The following is a 17578-nucleotide window of genomic DNA, read 5'->3' as shown; positions in this document are numbered from 1 at the left end:
CATTATGGGAGGAATGAGTGGTATGGCTTCCAATGTTTCGTTGACGGGCCTTGCCCGCGACCTCGAGGAACGCGGCAAATCGGGCAAGCCGATCCGCATCGGTCTGATCGGGTCGGGCGAGATGGGAACCGACATCGTCACCCGTGTCGCCCATATGTCGGGCATCGAGATCGGTGCGATCTCCGAACTGAACCTGCCCGCCGCCAGCAAGGCGGTGGACATCGCCTTCCAGGAAACCGGCCATGCGCGCGAAGTTTCGAACGCTTCGGCGATGACGGCTGCCATGGAGGCCGGCAAGGTGGCGGTGACCAACGACGCCAGCCTGGTCATCAACAACGATCTCATCGACGTCGTCATCGATGCCACCGGCGTTCCCGCCGTCGGCGCAGAGATCGGTTTGCGCGCCATGGAGCATGGCAAGCATCTGGTGATGATGAATGTCGAGGCCGACGTCACCATCGGCGCTTATCTCAAGAGCGAGGCCGACCGGCTCGGCGTCACCTATTCGCTGGGCGCCGGCGACGAGCCGTCCTCCTGCATGGAGCTGATCGAATTCGTTTCGGCCATGGGCCACCCGATCGTCGCCGCCGGCAAGGGCAAGAACAACCCGCTCAACATCGACGCCACGCCGCCCGCCTATGAGGAAGAGGCCAGGCGCCGGCACATGAATGTGCGCATGCTGGTCGAGTTTGTCGACGGTTCCAAGACCATGGTCGAGATGGCGGCGATCGCCAACGCCACCGGCCTGGTGCCCGACAGGGCCGGCATGCATGGCCCGGCCGCGACGCTCGGCGAATTGAACAAGGTGCTGGTGCCGCAGAAGGACGGCGGCGTGTTGTCCAGGGTCGGCGTCGTCGACTATTCGATCGGCAAGGGTGTCGCGCCCGGCGTCTTCGTCGTCGCCGACATGTCGCATCCGCGCATCTCGGAACGCATGGAAGATTTGAAGATGGGCAAGGGTCCGTACTTCACCTTCCACCGCCCCTATCACCTGACGTCGCTCGAAGTGCCGCTGACCTGCGCCCGCGTCGTGCTCTACGGCAAGGCCGACATGGTGCCGCTGGCAAAGCCGGTGGCCGAAGTCTGCGCGGTGGCCAAGAAAGACATGCAGCCGGGCGAAAAGCTCGATGCGATCGGCGAATATTGCTATCGCGCCTGGATCATGACGGCGCCGGAAGCGCATGCCGCCAGGGCCATTCCCTGCGGCCTGCTGCAGGGCGGTTCGGTGACGGCGCCGATCAAGAAGGGCGAACTCATCACCTACGCCAATGCCGCCCCGGCAGCGGGCTCCAAGATCGCCGAATTGCGCGCCCGCCAGGACAAGCTCGTCTACGGAACGGTGGAGGCCTGATCATGGCCGGAGCCAGCAAAGCCGTCGCGGACAGCCGCGCCAACCTGCCCTTCGTCTATCGCCAATACAGCGCCGAGCAACTGAAGCAGGTGCTCTACAAGATGTACCTCATCCGCCGCTTCGAAGAGGGCGCGGAGGAAAGCTACACGCGGGGCTTCATCCACGGCACCATGCATCTGTCGATCGGCCAGGAGGCCAGCGCCATGGGCATATGCATGCCGCTTGGCGAGGATGACCAGATCACCTCGACCCATCGCGGCCACGGCCATTGCATCGCCAAAGGCGCCGAGGTCAAGCGCATGTTCGCCGAGTTCTTCGGCAAGACCACCGGCTACTGCAAGGGCCGTGGCGGTTCGATGCACATTGCCGATGTCGCCAAGGGCAATCTCGGCGCCAACGGCATTGTCGGCGGCGGCATTCCGATCGCCGTCGGTGCCGCGCTCTCCTCCAAGATGATGAAGACCGGCAAGGTCGTGGTCTCCTTCTTCGGCGACGGCGCCAACAATGAAGGCGCCTTCCACGAGGCGCTCAACATGGCGGCGGTCTGGAAGTTGCCGGTGATTTTCGTCTGCGAGAACAATGGCTACGGCATGTCGACGTCGACGGCCCGCTCCACCGCTGTCAAGAACATCGCCGACCGCGCCGCCGCGTATTCGATGCCGGGCGTCATCGTCAACGGCAACATCTTCTCCGAGGTTGCCGAGGCTTCGTACAAGGCGGTCGAGCGGGCACGTGCGGGCGAGGGGCCGACGCTGATCGAATCCAAGACCTATCGCCATCGCGGCCATTCCAAGAGCGACCGCAATCGCTACCGAACCAAGGAGGAGATCGAGGACTGGATGTCCAACCGCGATCCGATCACGCTCTTCGAGACCGACCTGCGGGAATTCGGTTTCATCGACGACAAGGGCATCGAGGCCATCCGCGAGGCGGTGGTGCGGGAGATCGCCGACGGCATCGAGTTCGCCAAGGCGAGCCCTTCGCCCGACGTCAGCGAGACCGGAGATTACGTGTATACGGAGCAGGCGTGATGGACGCGATGGTGCGTGAACTGAGCTACGCCCAGGCGATCCAGGAGGCCATGGCGATTGCCATGGACATGGACGACCGCGTCTTCCTGATGGGCGAGGATATCGGCGTCTACGGCGGCGCCTTCCAGGTGACCGGCGACCTGGTCGAGCGCTATGGCGCTGAGCGGGTGCTGGACACACCGATCTCTGAACTGGGCGGTGCGGGCGTTGCTGTCGGCGCCGCGCTAACCGGCATGCGGCCGATCTTCGAATTCCAGTTTTCCGATTTCGCCACGCTCGCCATGGAGCAGATCGTCAACCAGGCCGCGAAGATGCGCTTCATGCTGGGCGGCGAGGTTTCAGTGCCGGTGGTGATGCGGTTTCCCGCCGGCTCCGGCACGGGTGCGGCGGCGCAGCACAGCCAGAGCCTGGAAGCCTGGCTCGGCCATGTGCCAGGTCTGAAGGTCATCCAGCCGGCGACACCCTATGATGCCAAGGGCATGCTTCTGGCTGCCGTCGCCGATCCCGATCCGGTGATGATCTTCGAGCACAAGCTGCTCTACAAGATGAAGGGGCCGGTGCCGGAAGGCTACTACACCGTGCCGATCGGCAGGGCCGACATCCGCCGCGAGGGCCGCGACCTCACGATCGTCGCCACCTCGATCATGGTGCAGAAGGCGCTCGACGCCGCCGCCACGCTGGAGGCCGAAGGCATCGACGTCGAAGTCGTCGATCTCCGGACCATCCGGCCGATGGACAAGCAGACGGTCATCGATAGCGTCAAGAAGACGTCGCGGCTGATGTGCGTCTATGAAGCAGTCAAAACGCTGGGCATCGGCGCCGAGGTCAGCGCCATGATCGCCGAGAGCGAGGCGTTCGACTACCTCGACGCTCCGATCGTGCGGCTGGGTGGCGCGGAAACGCCAATCCCGTACAATCCGGAGCTGGAAAAGGCCACGGTGCCGCAAGTTCCCGACATCATCACCGCCGCGCGCGACCTCGTGAAAGGGGTTCGCTGAGACATGCCGACCGAAGTCATTCTTCCCAAGGTCGACATGGACATGGCGACCGGACAGATCTCGCGCTGGTTCGCCGAGGAAGGCGCGCACGTCAAGAAGGGCGACGTGCTGTTCGAGATCGAGACCGACAAGGCGGCGATGGAAATCGATGCACCGGCCAGTGGCGTGTTGCGCGACGTGACGGGCAAGGAAGGTGTCGACATTCCGGTCGGCGCGCCGGTTGCGTGGATCTATGCGGAGAATGAGACGTATGGGGACAAGGCGCCAATCTTCCCCCTCGTGGGGGAGATGCCGGCGGAGCCGACAGAAGGGGGCGCTGTCCCGCCAACGCCTCATTCCGTCACGCCCCCCTCTGCCCTGCCGGGTGTCTCCCCCACAGGCGGGGAGATTGGCCAGTCGCCGTCGGGCGGACGCGCGACACCGCTGGCTCGCCGTCTGGCGCGCGAGGCGGGCCTCACCCTTTCAGCCATATCCGGCACCGGCCCGTATGGCCGGGTGGTCAAGGCGGATATCGACGCGGCGATCGCCAAGGGGGACGCCAAGGAAGTTCCAGCCATCGCTCCCGAAGCTCCCATCCCTGCCGCTTCTGCTCCGGCGGTGAAGCCAATGTCGGACGACCAGATGCTGAAGCTGTTCGAGGAAGGCTCCTACGAACTCATTGCGCATGACAACATGCGCAAGACCATCGCGCGGCGCCTGGTCGAAGCCAAAACCACCATCCCGCATTTCTACCTGACGCTCGACTGCGAACTCGATGCGCTGCTGGCCCTGCGCACGCAACTCAATGCCGCCGCGCCGGTGAAGAAGACCGACAAGGGTGAGGCGCCTGCCTACAAGCTGTCGGTCAACGACATGGTGATCAAGGCGATGGCCATGGCGCTGAAGGCGGTGCCGGATGCCAATGCCTCGTGGACCGAGAGCGCCATGGTCAAGCACAAGCATGCCGATGTCGGCGTTGCCGTGTCGATCCCCGGCGGCCTGATCACGCCGATCATCCGGCATGCGGACGAAAAGACGCTGTCCGTCATCTCCAACGAGATGAAGGATCTGGCCAGCCGCGCCCGCAGCCGCAAGCTGAAGCCCGAGGAGTATCAGGGTGGTACGACGGCGGTCTCCAATCTCGGCATGTTCGGCATCAAGGATTTTGCCGCGGTGATCAACCCGCCGCATGCGACGATCCTGGCGGTCGGCGCCGGCGAGGAGCGGGCGGTGGTCAAGAACGGCGAGATCAAAATAGCCACGGTGATGTCGGTGACGCTGTCGACCGATCATCGCGCCGTCGACGGCGCGCTTGGGGCCGAACTGCTGGTCGCCTTCAAGAAGCTGATCGAAAATCCGATGGGCATGCTGGTCTAGCACCGATCTCCGGGTTCTGATGACCTCCCGCCCAGATTCCTCCCGGCGGAGCCTTACACAAAGCGCCCGTTGGGCGTCGACGTGCCTCTCGCGCGAGAAGGCGGCCTGATCTCATCTTGATCCAAGCCTTGATGCGCTGTGTCATCCACCAGTCATATGCGACGTGCAGGGAGGAAGAGACGGGGTGCTGGTCAGGGGCCAGGCCGGTCATGCACAGACAGGACAGGAGGTCTCATGAAGACGCTATTCATCAAGCTGTTGGCCAGCCAGCTGGCGCTCGCGGCAACTTTGTTCGCCGGCGTGGCAAATGCCGAAACACTGACGCTCTACACATCCCAGCCGGAAGCGGACGCGGCCAAGACCGTGGATGCCTTCAAGAAGGCGCAGCCCGGCATCGACGTCACCATCTATCGCTCCGGAACCAGCGACATCCTGACCAAGATGGCGGCCGAGTTCGCCGCAGGCAGCCCGCAGCCCGACGTGCTGCTCATCGCCGACGCGGTCTCGATGGAACTGCTGAAGAAGGACGACAGGCTGATGGCCTATCCCGAGGCCAAGCTCGACGGGGTCGACGCGGATGCCTATGATGCCGACAAGACCTATTTCGGCAGCAAGCTGATCACCACCGGCATCGTCTACAACACCGCCGCCGCCGAAAAGCCGCAGCATTGGGCCGATCTCGCCAAGCCGGCCTATGCCGATGGCCTGGTCATGCCAAGCCCGCTCTATTCGGGTGCGGCCGCCTACCTGCTTTCGGGCTTCGCCGGCGATACTAACTATGGCTGGGATTTCTTCCAGAAGCTGAAGACCAACAATACCGTCAGCGTGCGCGGCAATGGCGCGGTGCTGAAGTCGGTGGCTTCGGGCGAGAAGCCCTATGGCATCCTCGTCGATTTCATGGCGATGAACGCCAAGAAGAAGGGCTCGCCGGTCGAGTTCGTGTTCCCCAGCGAAGGCGTGCCTGCCGTGACCGAGCCGGTCGCCATCATGAAGACCGCCAAGAACGTCGATGGCGCCAAGAAGTTCGTCGACTTCATTCTGTCCGATGAGGGCCAGAAGCTGGCGCTGTCTATGGGCTACCTGCCGGCACGCGCCTCGGTCGGCCGTCCCGACTGGCTGCCGGAAGGCGTCAAGGTCAAGGTGATGAAGTTCGACACCAAGGCGATCGTCGCCAAGACCGACGCCGACAAGGCAAAATTCCAGGAACTGTTCGGCGGCTGAACCGTCGATCGCGGCGGGTGCCGGCAGCGGCATCCCGCTCGCTTCGCCAGAGCAATTCCAGGAAAAGTGCGAAGCGTTTTCCGTCCGGAATTGCGCCGAAATGAACCGCACCCGGTCGCATTGACCCCAGGAAACGCAATCATGCCGACACGCATCAGGGAAAGCCGTGGCCAGGAAATGGTCCTGACGGTGGCGGCGACCGTCGTCATCGTCCTGCTTTCGATGTTGCCCATGCTGCGCCTCGTCAAGGAGATCGTGGCGCCCGGCGGTATCTTGTCGACCGCGGCCGTGGAAGCCGGGCTGAGAAGCCCGGCAACCTGGATCGCGACGTGGCACACGCTGGTCGTCGGCATTGGCGGCACGCTTCTGGCGGTGCTTTCGGGAACACTGGTGGCCGTGCTCGTCTCGCTGACCGACATACGCTGCCGAAGCGCCCTGGTGCTCTGCTACGTCATGCCGCTGATGATCGCGCCGCAGGTGACGGCGCTGGCCTGGCTGCAACTGTTTGGTCCGGCGAGCCCGTTCCTCAAGCTTTTCGGGGCGGCTCCCCCGCTCGGCACGAAGAACCCGCTCTATTCGACCTCGGGCATCATCCTGCTGCTTGGCGTACAGTACGGGCCGCTGGTCTTCCTGCTGGTGCGGGCCGGCTTGCGCAAGCTGCCGCGCGAACTGGTCGAAGCCGCACGTGCCGGCGGTGCAAACTGGTTCACCGTACTGGCTACCATCGTGCTGCCCTTGATGACGCCCTCCATCATGGCGGCGGCAGCACTTGCCTTCGTCTCCTGCGTCGGCAATTTCGGCATTCCGGCGTTTCTCGGCATTCCCGCCAACTACCTGGTGCTGCCGACGCTCATCTATCAGAAGCTGGCCGGCGGCGGTCCGGCGGTGCTCGGCGAGACCGCGTTCCTGTCCGTGCTGATCGGCATCATCGCCATGGCCGGCATCCTCGCCCAGGAGGTGATGAGCCGCCGCCGCGACTACCGCATCTCTTCGACAGCGCTGCCGGCCGAACCTTATGAACTGGGCCGCTGGCGGCCGGTCGTCCAGGCCGGCATGTGGCTGCCCATCGTATCGGTGCTGGTCCTGCCGCTGTTAGGGCTGGTATTGACCTCGCTGGTCCCGGGCTACGGCATTGCGCTCACCGCCAAGACGGCGACGCTCGACAATTACCGTTTCGTGCTGTTCGAGCATGATGCCGCCACCCGCGCCTTCTTCAACAGTTTCTGGCTGTCGATTGCTGCAGCGTTCGTCGCCGTCATCGTTGCCGTGCTGGTTGGCTATCTCATCGCCTGGGGCAAGCAGCGCTGGGTGCGGCTGCTCAATCTCTCGGTCGAACTGCCCTACGCCTTGCCCGGCGTTGTGCTGGCGATCGCTTCGCTGCTCTTGTTCCTGCGGCCGATCCCGCTGACCGGCATCCAGCTCTACAACACTGTCTGGATCATCCTCTATGCCTATCTCGCCCGCTTCCTGGTGCTGGCGCTGCGGCCGACCATCAGCGGCTATCACCAGATCGACCGGGCACTGGAGGAGGCAGCGCAGGTGGCTGGCGCCGGCCTGTTCACGCGCATGCGCACCATCCTCTTTCCGCTGGTCGCGCCGGCTGCGGTCGCCGGTGGCCTTTTGATCTTCATGACGGCGCTCAGTGAACTCACGGTCTCGGCATTGTTGTGGTCCTCGGGTTCGGAGACCATCGGCGTGGTGATGTTTTCCTTCGAGCAGGGCGGCGATCCCAACTACGCGGCGGCGATGTCCGTCATCACGGTCGCGGTTAGCTTCGTGCTGATGCTGGTGACCAACCTGCTTGCCCCTCATCTTCCGAGCGGAGTTCTGCCATGGCGCGACTGACCCTGGACCACGTGACCAAGAGCTTCGCCGATTTCGATGCCGTGAAGGATGTCTCGATCGACGTCGGCGACGGCGAGTTTCTGGCGGTGCTCGGACCTTCCGGCTGCGGCAAGACGACGTTGCTGCGGCTGATCGCCGGTTTCGAGAAAGTGACCTCGGGCGAAATCCGCATCGGCGGCGATGTCGTTTCGAACAGCGGCGGCAGCATCGCGCCGGAAAAGCGGCGCGTCGGCATCGTCTTCCAGAATTACGCCCTGTGGCCGCACATGAGTGTCGCCGAGAACATCGGCTATTCGCTGAAGGTGGCCAAACTCGACAAGGCGGTTGCGCGCCAAAAAGTGGAAGACGCGCTTGCCTTGGTCAATCTGCAGGGCCTCGGTGAGCGCAGGCCCGCCAATCTTTCCGGCGGCCAACGCCAGCGCGTGGCATTGGCGCGTTGCCTGGTGGCGGCACCCTCGCTGGTGCTGTTCGACGAGCCGCTCGCCAATCTCGACGTGCATCTCAGGGCCTCGATGGAGGACGAGTTCGCCGCCTTCCACAAGCGCACGGGCACGACCATCGTCTACATTACCCATGACCAGACCGAGGCGATGGCGCTGGCCGACCGCATCGCGGTGATGGATCGTGGACGCCTGGCGCAGCTTGCGAGGCCGCGCGACCTCTATCATGAGCCGGCAAATGAAATGGTCGCTTCCTTCATTTCGCAAGGCATCCTGCTGCCGGCGGAGGTGCTGACGGGCGAGGAAAGCGGCTATTGCAAGGTCCGGGTACTCGGAAGCGAGCTGGTGGTCCGCTGCCGGCGTGGCGAGCGGCCGCGCGCCGGCGCCAGGATCTGCTGCCGCTCCGCCGACATCGAGATTTCGGCCGATGCCTCGGGCTTCGACGGTCTCGTCAAGCGGGCGGTCTACCAAGGCGGAGCGGCGCGCATCGAATTCACGCCCAAGGCCGGTCCCGACCTCACCTTGCATTTCGAACAGCCCGATCCGGTTGTGCTGGAGAACGGGGCGCAAGCGCGCCTGCGCATAAAATCCGGCTGGCTGATCCCGGCGGCGGGAGCAGCCTCGTGATGACTGAACCGGCTTGGCGGTTTCGGCGAAAAGGGTGGCACCCGCCCTCGCCGTGAGCAGCGGCAATGATCGCATCCTGCTCGATGTCGTGCCGACGCCTCGCTAACACGGCCCTGCCCGTGGTGATCCAGATCACCAACCTGTCAGCGGCCAAATTGCGCCAATCCAATGCTTATGCTTGAAGCCGCCGCTATTTCATTCCACATCGGTCAGGATGAAGGGCGAGACAGGAGAGCGGCGTCGGAATTTGCTGTGGGGTATCCCCGCATCGCTGATCCTGCATGCGCTTGTCGCGGGGCTCCTGATCTATGGCCTGCCCACGCCTCGCCAACAGCCGCAGGAGGAGGAACCGGTCAATGTCGCGCTCGTGCCCCCGCCCGAGCAGCCAAAACCGAAACCGGCCCCTGTACCGTCCCCTAAGCCACCGGAACCGAGGGTTGAAAAACCGCCTGAGCAGAAAGTTGAAAAGCCGGCTCCGCAACCTCGGAAGCCTCTGCCAATCGAGGTGCTGAAGCCTGTTTTTCAGTTCGGCGACAAGGATGCGGGCCCCCGGAAATCCCTGGATGGGGCCAGCGCTCAAGACAGTTCGCCGTCGCCGACCAAGGATGAGGAATCGAAGCCGCCGGTCGTGCAGAAGCCTGCTGAGACCCAATCCGACGTGCCGGCAGGGACCGAGAAGCCGCCGGATTTAGCTGAGGCCGGCGAAAAGCCGGTAGCCGACGCGAAGGATACCCAGCCCGCGCAGGACAAGCAGGCAACTCTGACCCAGGACGCAGATAAGCAGCAGGACGCCAAACAACAGGCGGGAGTGCAGGACGCCGCCAAGCAGACAGGCGCGGCACCAACGCCGCTGGCCACAGACGGGGGCGGTGAGGTCGAGCTTCCAATATCGGCTGCGAAGCCGGAGCCTAAACCGACAAATACACCGAAGCCCAGTTCTTCAAAGGTTGCGAAGTCCCGAAATGGGGGCGCCGGAAGCCCAGGTTCCACTGATGTAGCCAGCGCCGCATCGCGCAGGTATTCAGGCCTTCCGGGCGTTCGCAGGCTTTACTCGCAGGGCGCTACGGGTGACGCGCTGGCCACGACCTCGATGGGTGGCGTGCCTCGCGGTCAGCGTGGGGCTAAACTTTGCGCCAGCGCGTTGCAGCAGCAATTGCTGGACGCCTCCTATTTTCCTATCTTGATTCCAAGTGTTCCGCTGAAGGCCGGCAATGTTCTTGACGCCCCTGACGTTGCTTTCCGTACCTCAACCACGTGGTTCCATCTGGGCTTCCGCTGCGAGGTCGACAGCGACGCGACCAGGGTCTTGTCCTTCGACTTCCGTGTCGGAGCTGTGATTCCGCCTGGCGAATGGGCGCGCCTTGGACTACCCGCTCGCTAGGCCGATACACCCAGCCCCGACAATTGCCGGCTAACTTCATTCCAGTCGGCGCAGATGAAATCGGCACCGGCGGCCGTCAGCCGTGCGGCATGTTCCGCATAAGTATGTCCGCCACCGGTATAGCCGATCGCGGTCATGCCGGCGGCGACCGCGCCCTCGATGCCGAAAGGTGAATCCTCGATGACAATGCAGTCCGCCGGGTTGGCCCCCATCTTCGCAGCGGCGAACAGGAAAATATCAGGCGCCGGCTTGCCGTTCTTGACCATCGAGGAGCTGTAGATCGCATCGCCAAAGAACCGCGCCAGTCCGGTGATGGTCAGGCTGTGGTCGATACGCTCGACGGAGGACGACGAGGCAACGCAACTGCCGCCCTCGAGCGTTTCCAGGAATGCGGTGATTCCCGGTGTCGGCTTCAATTCCTGCGAAAACAGGGCTTTAGTCTCGGCCCAGATATCGCCATCGGCCGTCGCGGGAAACTGATGGCCGGTCAATTCCTTGATCCTGACGATGATGTCGGCCTGCTTCATGCCGACGCACTGGGCGATGATACCGCCGTGAACGCCCGGCATGCCATGCTTATCGTAGACACGTTCATAGGCCTTGGCGGCCAGTGGCTCGCTGTCGACGAGAACGCCGTCGCAATCGAAAATGATCAGTCTTGACGGCGCCACGCGTTTCTCCCGGCCTCTGTCAGAATTGGCACATCGCTATCGACAAAAAGTCAAATGTTCAATAGCGGGCACTTGCGGCCTCTCGAATAGGGGGCAATAGAGGCCAATTCAAAGCTGGCGCAAGGCATCGCTGGCGCGGGAGGACCCCAACGCTCGTTGCATGGCCTGCCGCGACTGCGCGCGGTCGGGCGTGATCCAGTTCGGTTCCGCGCCCAGGAAGCGGTCGAGGAAAGCCACGGCATAGGCCGGCATTTCGGTGACGTTTTCGCGATAGGACCACCAGGTGCGCAGGTCGTCGGCGCATTTGTCGATGCTAGGCGCTGAACCGAACTCCTGCTCGTAAATGGCCGAAATCACCGAGACGCAGTAGTTGGTGTAGAGAAAGCCTTCCGGCCAGAAGCGGATGATGTCCAGCGTGCCGGCATTCTGATCCGTTTCGATGAGGTGTCTAAGGCCGGAGATCTCCCTGGCCGGCGCCTGCTTGATCAGTTCGCGCAGCACGAGGCCGGCGGCAAAGACGATGAAATCGGCGCGGTCGATCGTGGCGAAGCGCTTCTGCGCTTCCATCACCTCGACCCAGTCGAGAAAAGCCCGGGTCAGCTTCGCCTCGTCGATTTCGAAGCGTACGCCGAATGTGTCCGAAACCACCTTGGCGCTGCCGCGGAAGGTGGCCCGGAACCATCGCAACTGCCGAAGCCGGTGGCGCAGATCGGGCATGAGGGCCAGTTCATCCCTGAAGGGCAGTTCCATTTCCTGTATCCCGTTTCCCCACAGGCTAGCACAGTCGTGCCCCCGCCGAAATCGCGCGGCGGCCCTGTGGATGACCGTGGTTGAGGCCAATATCATACATATTGACATTCGCGGAAACAAATGTTCTCACTTTGTTGTTGTCGCGTGCCGGTCCAAGGTGCGCCTCGACTAAGGCTTCGGGAGGAGAACCGAATGGCGATTTGGCAGTGGGGACTGCTCCTGCTGGTTATTGTGTGGGCGTTGCAGTCGCTCGGCGTCTGGCTGCAGATGCGGCACTATTCGGATGTCTTTCGGGGCGTCACCGATCAGTACAAGGATGGCTTCGTCGGCGCTGGCAATTTTCGCGGCCGATTTGCCAAGGGAACAATCGCGCTGGTCGTGGTTACGCCCGACCTGATCGTGCGCCGCATGATGGTGATGAGCGGCCGTTCCGTGTTCACCAAATTCAAGCGACATGAAGAATTCGAGGGTGTCCCCCTCGATCGACTCCGGTCCAACCCTGCGATCATGGGGGAGGGGGAACCCGGTGTGGCCGAGGCCGTGAAGCGGGCGATCGAACAGATCGACAAAGCACGATCGGAGCCGGGGAAGAAGCCGGGCCTGGCCGGCTTGAATGTAGCAAGGGCCTAGAGTCGGATGATTTCCAGGTCAAATCGACCTGAAATCTGAATCCGCCTCTGGATCAAAGGGATAGAGGAGGCCGTGCGCCGACTGGGATCAACCGGCGGGCCGGCATAAGGAGGAGAAATGTCTGTATTTTCGTTGTTGGCGCAGCATGCCGACATGGCCGTGCATAACCTGCATATCGCGGGTGCCATGGTTTCGGACGCTGCATTGCATGGCAGGCTCGCCGTCGAGCATGCTTCCGATCATCTCGTGATCCTTGCGCAGGCGCAGACCGACGGGGCGCCGGTTACCGCCGAGCAGCTGAAGGAACAGCTGAAAAATGTGCAGCAGGAAGAGCAGCTTGGCTGGCTCACTGCCATCGGCAAGTACTTCATCGGCATCTTCCAGAAGGGCGGCGAGGTTTTCGCCGGCTTTGTCACCGGCATCATCCCGACCCTTGTCGTGCTGATGACAGCCTTCTACGCCGTCACCGAACTGGTCGGCGAAGAGCGTGTCCACGGCCTGGCGCGTGGTGCTGGCCGCATCGCGCTGACCCGCTATACCGTGCTACCGCTGCTGGCGGTGTTTTTCCTCACCAACCCGATGGCCTACACCTTCGGGTCGTTCCTGGAAGAGAAGCACAAGCCCGCCTTCTACGACGCGGCCGTGTCCTACGTGCATCCGCCGCTCGGCCTCTTCCCGCACATCAACCCTGGCGAATATTTCGTCTGGGGAGGCATGCTCGTTGCCTTGCTCGATCTCGAGAAGCGGGGCGTTGTCGTCGCCGGTTACCACGTCAAGGTGGCGATCTGGTACGCGATCGTTGGTCTCGTCGTGATCCTGCTCAAGGGCATGCTGACCGAGCGCATCACAGCCATCATGGCACGCCGCCAGGGCGTTGAACTGTAAGGGCGGGGAGGACATCATGACCAAGACATACAAAGCCGTAAAAGTCTCCCGGGGTTCCACCGGCTGGGGCGGCCCGCTCGTCATCGAGCCGACCGCGCAGCGCGACAAGGTCGTCTCCGTGACCGGTGGCGGGATCCATCCCGTGGCCCAGCTCATCGCCGACATGACCGGCGCCACAGCCGTAGACGGTTTCAAGGCGCCGCCGGTGGAAGGCGAGATGGCGGTTGTCGTCGTCGATTGCGGTGGCACCGCGCGATGCGGCGTCTATCCGCGCAAGCGTATCCCGACCGTCAACCTGACGCCGGTCGGCCAGGCTGGGCCGCTCGCCCAGTTCATCACCGAGGATATCTATGTTTCGGGCGTGAAACCGGCCAATGTCACAATGGCGGACGGTTCCGAGGCGGTCACAACTGCAGGGGGAGCAGCGTCGATGAGCTCAAACAACAGCACTGCGACGCCGACGGCGCTGCCCAGCGAGGGTGGCTTGATCGGGTTCATCAGCACGATCGGTCGCGTCATGGGTCGTGTCGTCGGCATTTTCTTCAATGCCGGCCGCCGAACCATCGACCAGGTCGTCCGCAACGTGCTGCCGTTCATGGCCTTCGTGACCATGCTTATCGGCCTGATCCTGTACACCGGCATCGGCGACGTGCTGGCGCAGCCGATGGGACCGCTGGCCAACAACATCGTCGGCCTGCTGGTCATCTCGGCCATCTGCGGCCTGCCGTTCCTGTCGCCCATCCTGGGGCCAGGCGCCGTCATCGCGCAGGTCATCGGCGTCGCCATTATCGGCCCGCAGATCGCCAACGGCACGATTTCGCCGGCAATGGCGCTGCCGGCGCTGTTTGCCTACAACACCCAAGTCGGCTGCGACTTCGTTCCTGTCGGCCTTGCACTGGGTGAAGCCAAGCCGAAAACCATCGAAATCGGCGTGCCGGCGGTGCTCATCAGCCGCCAGATCATGGGTCCGGTCTCGGTGCTGATCGCCTGGATCGTCTCCCTGATCGTGTTCTAGACACCAGAAATAACGAGGTTCGCCATATGTCGGTTCTTCTCAAGACACGGGTCACGGCAATAGGACCCGAAGTGGCGGACCTCGCCGAGGGCGGCGTGGTCATCCTGTTCGCGGATGGCTCGCCACCGGAGCTTGCCGAGGTTTCCGTGCTCCACAAGACGGAGATCGGACCCAGCGACGGCGCGCCTGAAAAGGGCGCGTCGATCACCCTTGGCCCGGTTTCGGCCGTTATAACCGCCGTCGGCTCCAGCGCCTGGAGCAAGGTCCTCGAGATGGGCCACGTCGTCATCTCGTTCAATGGCGCCAGTGAGGCCGAAAGGCCGGGCGAGATCTGTGCATCGCAGGTCGATACGCAAGCGCTCGTGGCCGCCCTGAAAACAGACGCGATCATCACCATCGCCGCCTGAAAGCATTCGCGCCCCAGCCGGTCTGGCTTTGGCGCCCAAAAAAGCAGAGTATTTGCCATGGAACGCTCGACCATCGTCAGAGTGCATGAAGGTTTGCACGCCCGTCCCGCCACGCGCTTCGTCAAGCTCGCCAAGGCTTTCGAATCCGACGTCGAACTGGTCAAGGACGGCAAGGCGGTCAGCGCCAAGAGCTCGGTCAAGCTGATGCTGTTGGCGGTCAAGGAAAACCAGGAAGTCACCGTGCGGGCGAACGGCGCCGATGCCATCGAGGCGATCGAGGCGCTGATCGGCTATCTCGAGAACCCCAAGGCGGGTCTCGACGACGACGAAGCCCACGCCCCGGCGAATGACGCAGGCAAGGAAGCGGCGCCTGCGTCCCAATCCGCGCCGGCGGCACCAGCCGAAGCGAATGGTTTGCGTGGTGTCGCCGCAAGCGAGGGCGTTGCCGTCGGGCCGGCATTCGCGCATTTCCCGCCTGACATCGCCGGACAGGGCCGCATGTTGCAAGCCGATGAGATCGCCGGCGAAATCGACAGGTTCCGCGCCGCCGTCGCCGCTGTCCAGGCGCGTATGGATCGGGCGCTGGCGCAGGATAGTCTGTCGGCCGGTGAGCGGGGCATCGTGGCGGCGCTCAGGGATATCGCGGCCGACGACAGCCTGACCGGCGAGGCCGAGAAGGCGATCAAGGGCGGCAATGACGCGGTCTCGGCCATGATCACCGCCGCTTCCACCATCGCCGCCGATTTCAGCGCCGTCGACGATCATTACCTCAATGCGCGGGCGGACGATGTCCATGCGGTCGGACGGCAGATCTGCCTGGCGCTGCTGGGTCAAGACGACGTCAGCCTCGAAAATATTTCGCAAGGTGCGATCCTGATCGCCGACGACATCGGCGCCTGGGACCTGGCGCGTGCGCCGCTGAAACGCATCGGCGGCGTGGTGTGCGGCCATGGCGGCGCCACTTCGCACATCGCCATCATCGCTCGCTCGCATCGCATTCCGGCGGTACTGGGCCTTGGCGACCGGATCAATGCCTTGCGCACGGCGCAAGAAGTAGCGCTCGACGGCAATACCGGCCAGGTGATCATCGATCCCGATGCGGCGACACGCGCCGATTTCGCCAGCCGGGTCGAAGCGGCGGCGAAGGAACGTGCCGGCCTGGCCGCCTTCAAGACGGTGACGCCGAAGCTGGCGGACGGCAAGGTGATCGAAGTCGCGGCCAATATAGGCTCGCTCGAGGAGATCGAGGCGGCGCAGGAAGCCGGCGCCATGGGTGTCGGCCTGTTCCGCACCGAGCTCCTGTTCATGCGTCACATGCACCTGCCGTCGGAAGACATGCAGGCCGAGACCTATGCGGCGCTGGCCAAGGCCTTCGCGCCTTATCCGGTCATCGTGCGCACGCTCGACATCGGCGGCGACAAGCCGATTGCCGGCATCGAGTTTCCCGACGAGGAAAATCCGTTCCTCGGCTGGCGCGGCATCCGCATGTGCCTCGACCGGCCCGATATCTTCAAGCGCCAACTCAGGGCGCTGCTAAGGGCCGCCGTACACGGCAACATTAAGGTGATGCTGCCGATGGTTTCCGATCTTGGCGAGGTGCGGCAGACGCGCGTTCTTGTCGACGAATGCGCCGCCGAACTCCAGGCCGAAGGCGTGCCGCACGCGACGTTCGATCTCGGCGTGATGATCGAAACCCCGGCTGCGGTGCTGATCGCCCCGGCACTGGCCAAGGAGGTGGCTTTCTTCTCGATAGGCACCAACGACCTGACCCAGTACATCATGGCCGCCGACCGGCTCAACCCGACCGTTGCGAAGCTCAACGACGTCACCAATCCAGCCGTCATGTCTGCGATCGAACTGACGGCAAGGGCCGGCGTCGCCGCCGGTATCATGGTGGGCATGTGCGGCGAGGCGGCGGGCCGGCCGGATCTCATCCCCGCCTTCCTGGAGATGGGTCTCACCGAACTGTCGATGAGCCCGGCCTCGATTCAGCGCGCCAAGAAGACGATCACGGCGATGGCGGCCGGGGAGTAGCCCTGCGGCCGCTCTGTTTTCTGGAACTGCGCCAGGAGGCCTTATGGCAAATGCGCAAGCAAGGTGGCGAAGATAGGTGTCAATTCATCGGCCGGGCTCGTTTTGGCGCAGGCCTGGATGATGCGGTCGCGGCGGATATCGGTGGCCAGGATCGCGATTTCCAGCATGTCGGGCTCCGGCGCGTCGTTGCGGCCGTTTGTCGCCAGCCCGCAGGCCAGGATGACCGGCGCCAGGCAGCTTATGTCGAGCGCCCTATCACTCATTGCCGTCGCTTCCGGGGCGGTGTCATCAAAACGGATCGGGCGATGGCCGAGGCACTCGATCAGCAACGCCGAACACGTCGCCGCGATCGCCTGCAGTCCAGCACCAGGCGCGGCCAGCGCAGCCAACAGATCGCCATGGCGCCTGCGCATGGCCGCGTGGACGGCGGCGAACCCGGCTTCATGGATACGGGCATGGTCGATCTTCAGCCCGGCAAGCACCGCCTTGGTCAGATAATACATGTCGCGCCGGAACAGGCGCTCGGCGCTCAATTGCTGGTCTTCGTCCCCTGCCGGGAAATAGGTGCCGAGGCCTTTTACGGTCGTTCCGTCGACCCTTATCGGACGTTCATGCGGGACGAAGGATTCGGCGATCGACAGCGCTTCGTCGACGGCACTCGCGGCATGGCTGAGCAGGCCTTCGATGCCTTTGCCCGGAAACGGCGGCAGATGGCTGGTCGCTTCGTGCAGCAGGCTGGCCTCGCTGGCGCCGTCATGGCGGCTCTGGCGGATGATGTCACGGACTTCCCGCAGCCGGTCCTTGAGGTTGACGCGGACATCTTCGGAGATTTGTCGGAGCATCGCGGTTCGCCTCGAATGTGCCGTGCGGAGCCACCTGCAATGGCCGGCCCACCGACTCTACATTGTTCCTATCGATTGGTAGATCAATAGGCGA

The 17578-nt window shown here is 63.6% G+C and carries 16 protein-coding genes; 13 read left to right on the top strand and 3 right to left on the bottom strand.

The features are described from left to right. The first annotated feature begins 22 nt into the window (after positions 1-22). From FJ960_RS07400 to FJ960_RS07365, 8 genes are all read left to right on the top strand, one after another. Positions 23-1351, top strand: a complete 1329-nt coding sequence (locus FJ960_RS07400) for an NAD(P)H-dependent oxidoreductase (RefSeq protein WP_140712864.1) — start codon at positions 23-25, stop codon at positions 1349-1351. 2 nt (positions 1352-1353) lie between these two features. After that, positions 1354-2382, top strand: coding sequence for a thiamine pyrophosphate-dependent dehydrogenase E1 component subunit alpha (locus FJ960_RS07395; RefSeq protein ID WP_140712862.1), 1029 nt, complete (start codon positions 1354-1356; stop codon positions 2380-2382). Next, positions 2382-3380, top strand: coding sequence for an alpha-ketoacid dehydrogenase subunit beta (locus tag FJ960_RS07390; RefSeq protein ID WP_140503416.1), 999 nt, complete (start codon positions 2382-2384; stop codon positions 3378-3380). The genes FJ960_RS07395 and FJ960_RS07390 overlap by 1 nt, the downstream gene beginning before the upstream one ends. Before the next feature lie 3 nt (positions 3381-3383). Further along, complete coding sequence (locus FJ960_RS07385) at positions 3384-4736, top strand: pyruvate dehydrogenase complex dihydrolipoamide acetyltransferase (protein WP_140712860.1); 1353 nt, start codon at positions 3384-3386, stop codon at positions 4734-4736. Positions 4737-4970: 234 nt separating this feature from the next. Further along, positions 4971-5957 carry an ABC transporter substrate-binding protein gene (locus tag FJ960_RS07380; protein ID WP_140503412.1) on the top strand — a complete coding sequence of 329 codons (987 nt, stop codon included), beginning with the start codon at positions 4971-4973 and terminating at the stop codon, positions 5955-5957. Between the two features lie 141 nt (positions 5958-6098). Then, a complete protein-coding gene (locus tag FJ960_RS07375) occupies positions 6099-7802 on the top strand; it encodes an iron ABC transporter permease (RefSeq protein ID WP_140712858.1) in 1704 nt (567 codons plus the stop codon). After that, positions 7790-8869 carry an ABC transporter ATP-binding protein gene (locus FJ960_RS07370; protein WP_140712856.1) on the top strand — a complete coding sequence of 360 codons (1080 nt, stop codon included), beginning with the start codon at positions 7790-7792 and terminating at the stop codon, positions 8867-8869. Before FJ960_RS07375 ends, FJ960_RS07370 begins: the two co-directional genes overlap by 13 nt. Positions 8870-9083: 214 nt before the next feature. Beyond that, positions 9084-10250 (top strand): DUF930 domain-containing protein, encoded by a 1167-nt coding sequence (locus FJ960_RS07365; protein WP_140503474.1) that lies wholly within the window; start codon positions 9084-9086, stop codon positions 10248-10250. Here FJ960_RS07365 and FJ960_RS07360 read toward each other — a convergent pair. Further along, a complete protein-coding gene (locus FJ960_RS07360; protein ID WP_140712854.1) occupies positions 10247-10921 on the bottom strand; it encodes an HAD family phosphatase in 675 nt (224 codons plus the stop codon). The two genes, FJ960_RS07365 and FJ960_RS07360, sit on opposite strands and share 4 nt — an antisense overlap. Before the next feature lie 108 nt (positions 10922-11029). Beyond that, positions 11030-11671 carry a hypothetical protein gene (locus FJ960_RS07355; protein ID WP_140712852.1) on the bottom strand — a complete coding sequence of 214 codons (642 nt, stop codon included), beginning with the start codon at positions 11669-11671 and terminating at the stop codon, positions 11030-11032. Positions 11672-11863: 192 nt separating this feature from the next. Between FJ960_RS07355 and FJ960_RS07350 the strand changes: the two genes are divergently transcribed. The 5 genes from FJ960_RS07350 (at position 11864) to ptsP (ending at position 16642) form a co-directional block, all read left to right on the top strand. Next, complete coding sequence (locus FJ960_RS07350; RefSeq protein ID WP_015315467.1) at positions 11864-12301, top strand: transcriptional regulator GutM; 438 nt, start codon at positions 11864-11866, stop codon at positions 12299-12301. A gap of 117 nt (positions 12302-12418) precedes the next feature. After that, positions 12419-13186 (top strand): PTS glucitol/sorbitol transporter subunit IIC, encoded by a 768-nt coding sequence (locus tag FJ960_RS07345; protein ID WP_027143558.1) that lies wholly within the window; start codon positions 12419-12421, stop codon positions 13184-13186. Between the two features lie 16 nt (positions 13187-13202). Beyond that, positions 13203-14201: a PTS glucitol/sorbitol transporter subunit IIB gene (locus FJ960_RS07340; RefSeq protein ID WP_140503400.1), complete on the top strand. Its 999-nt coding sequence runs from the start codon at positions 13203-13205 to the stop codon at positions 14199-14201. A gap of 26 nt (positions 14202-14227) precedes the next feature. Further along, positions 14228-14608, top strand: coding sequence for a PTS glucitol/sorbitol transporter subunit IIA (locus FJ960_RS07335; RefSeq protein WP_140503398.1), 381 nt, complete (start codon positions 14228-14230; stop codon positions 14606-14608). Positions 14609-14665: 57 nt separating this feature from the next. Further along, a complete protein-coding gene (gene ptsP, locus FJ960_RS07330) occupies positions 14666-16642 on the top strand; it encodes a phosphoenolpyruvate--protein phosphotransferase (RefSeq protein WP_140712850.1) in 1977 nt (658 codons plus the stop codon). A 41-nt stretch (positions 16643-16683) separates the two neighbouring features. Here the strand turns inward: ptsP and FJ960_RS07325 are convergent, their stop codons facing one another. Next, entirely contained in the window at positions 16684-17484 is an 801-nt protein-coding gene (locus FJ960_RS07325) for a hypothetical protein (protein ID WP_140712848.1), read from the bottom strand. Positions 17485-17578 lie beyond the last annotated feature (94 nt).

The sequence above is a fragment of the Mesorhizobium sp. B2-3-11 genome (assembly GCF_006442215.1).
Lineage (GTDB): Bacteria > Pseudomonadota > Alphaproteobacteria > Rhizobiales > Rhizobiaceae > Mesorhizobium > Mesorhizobium salmacidum.
Note: the sequence above shows the minus strand (reverse complement) of the source record. Positions and strands in the feature narration are given on the sequence as shown.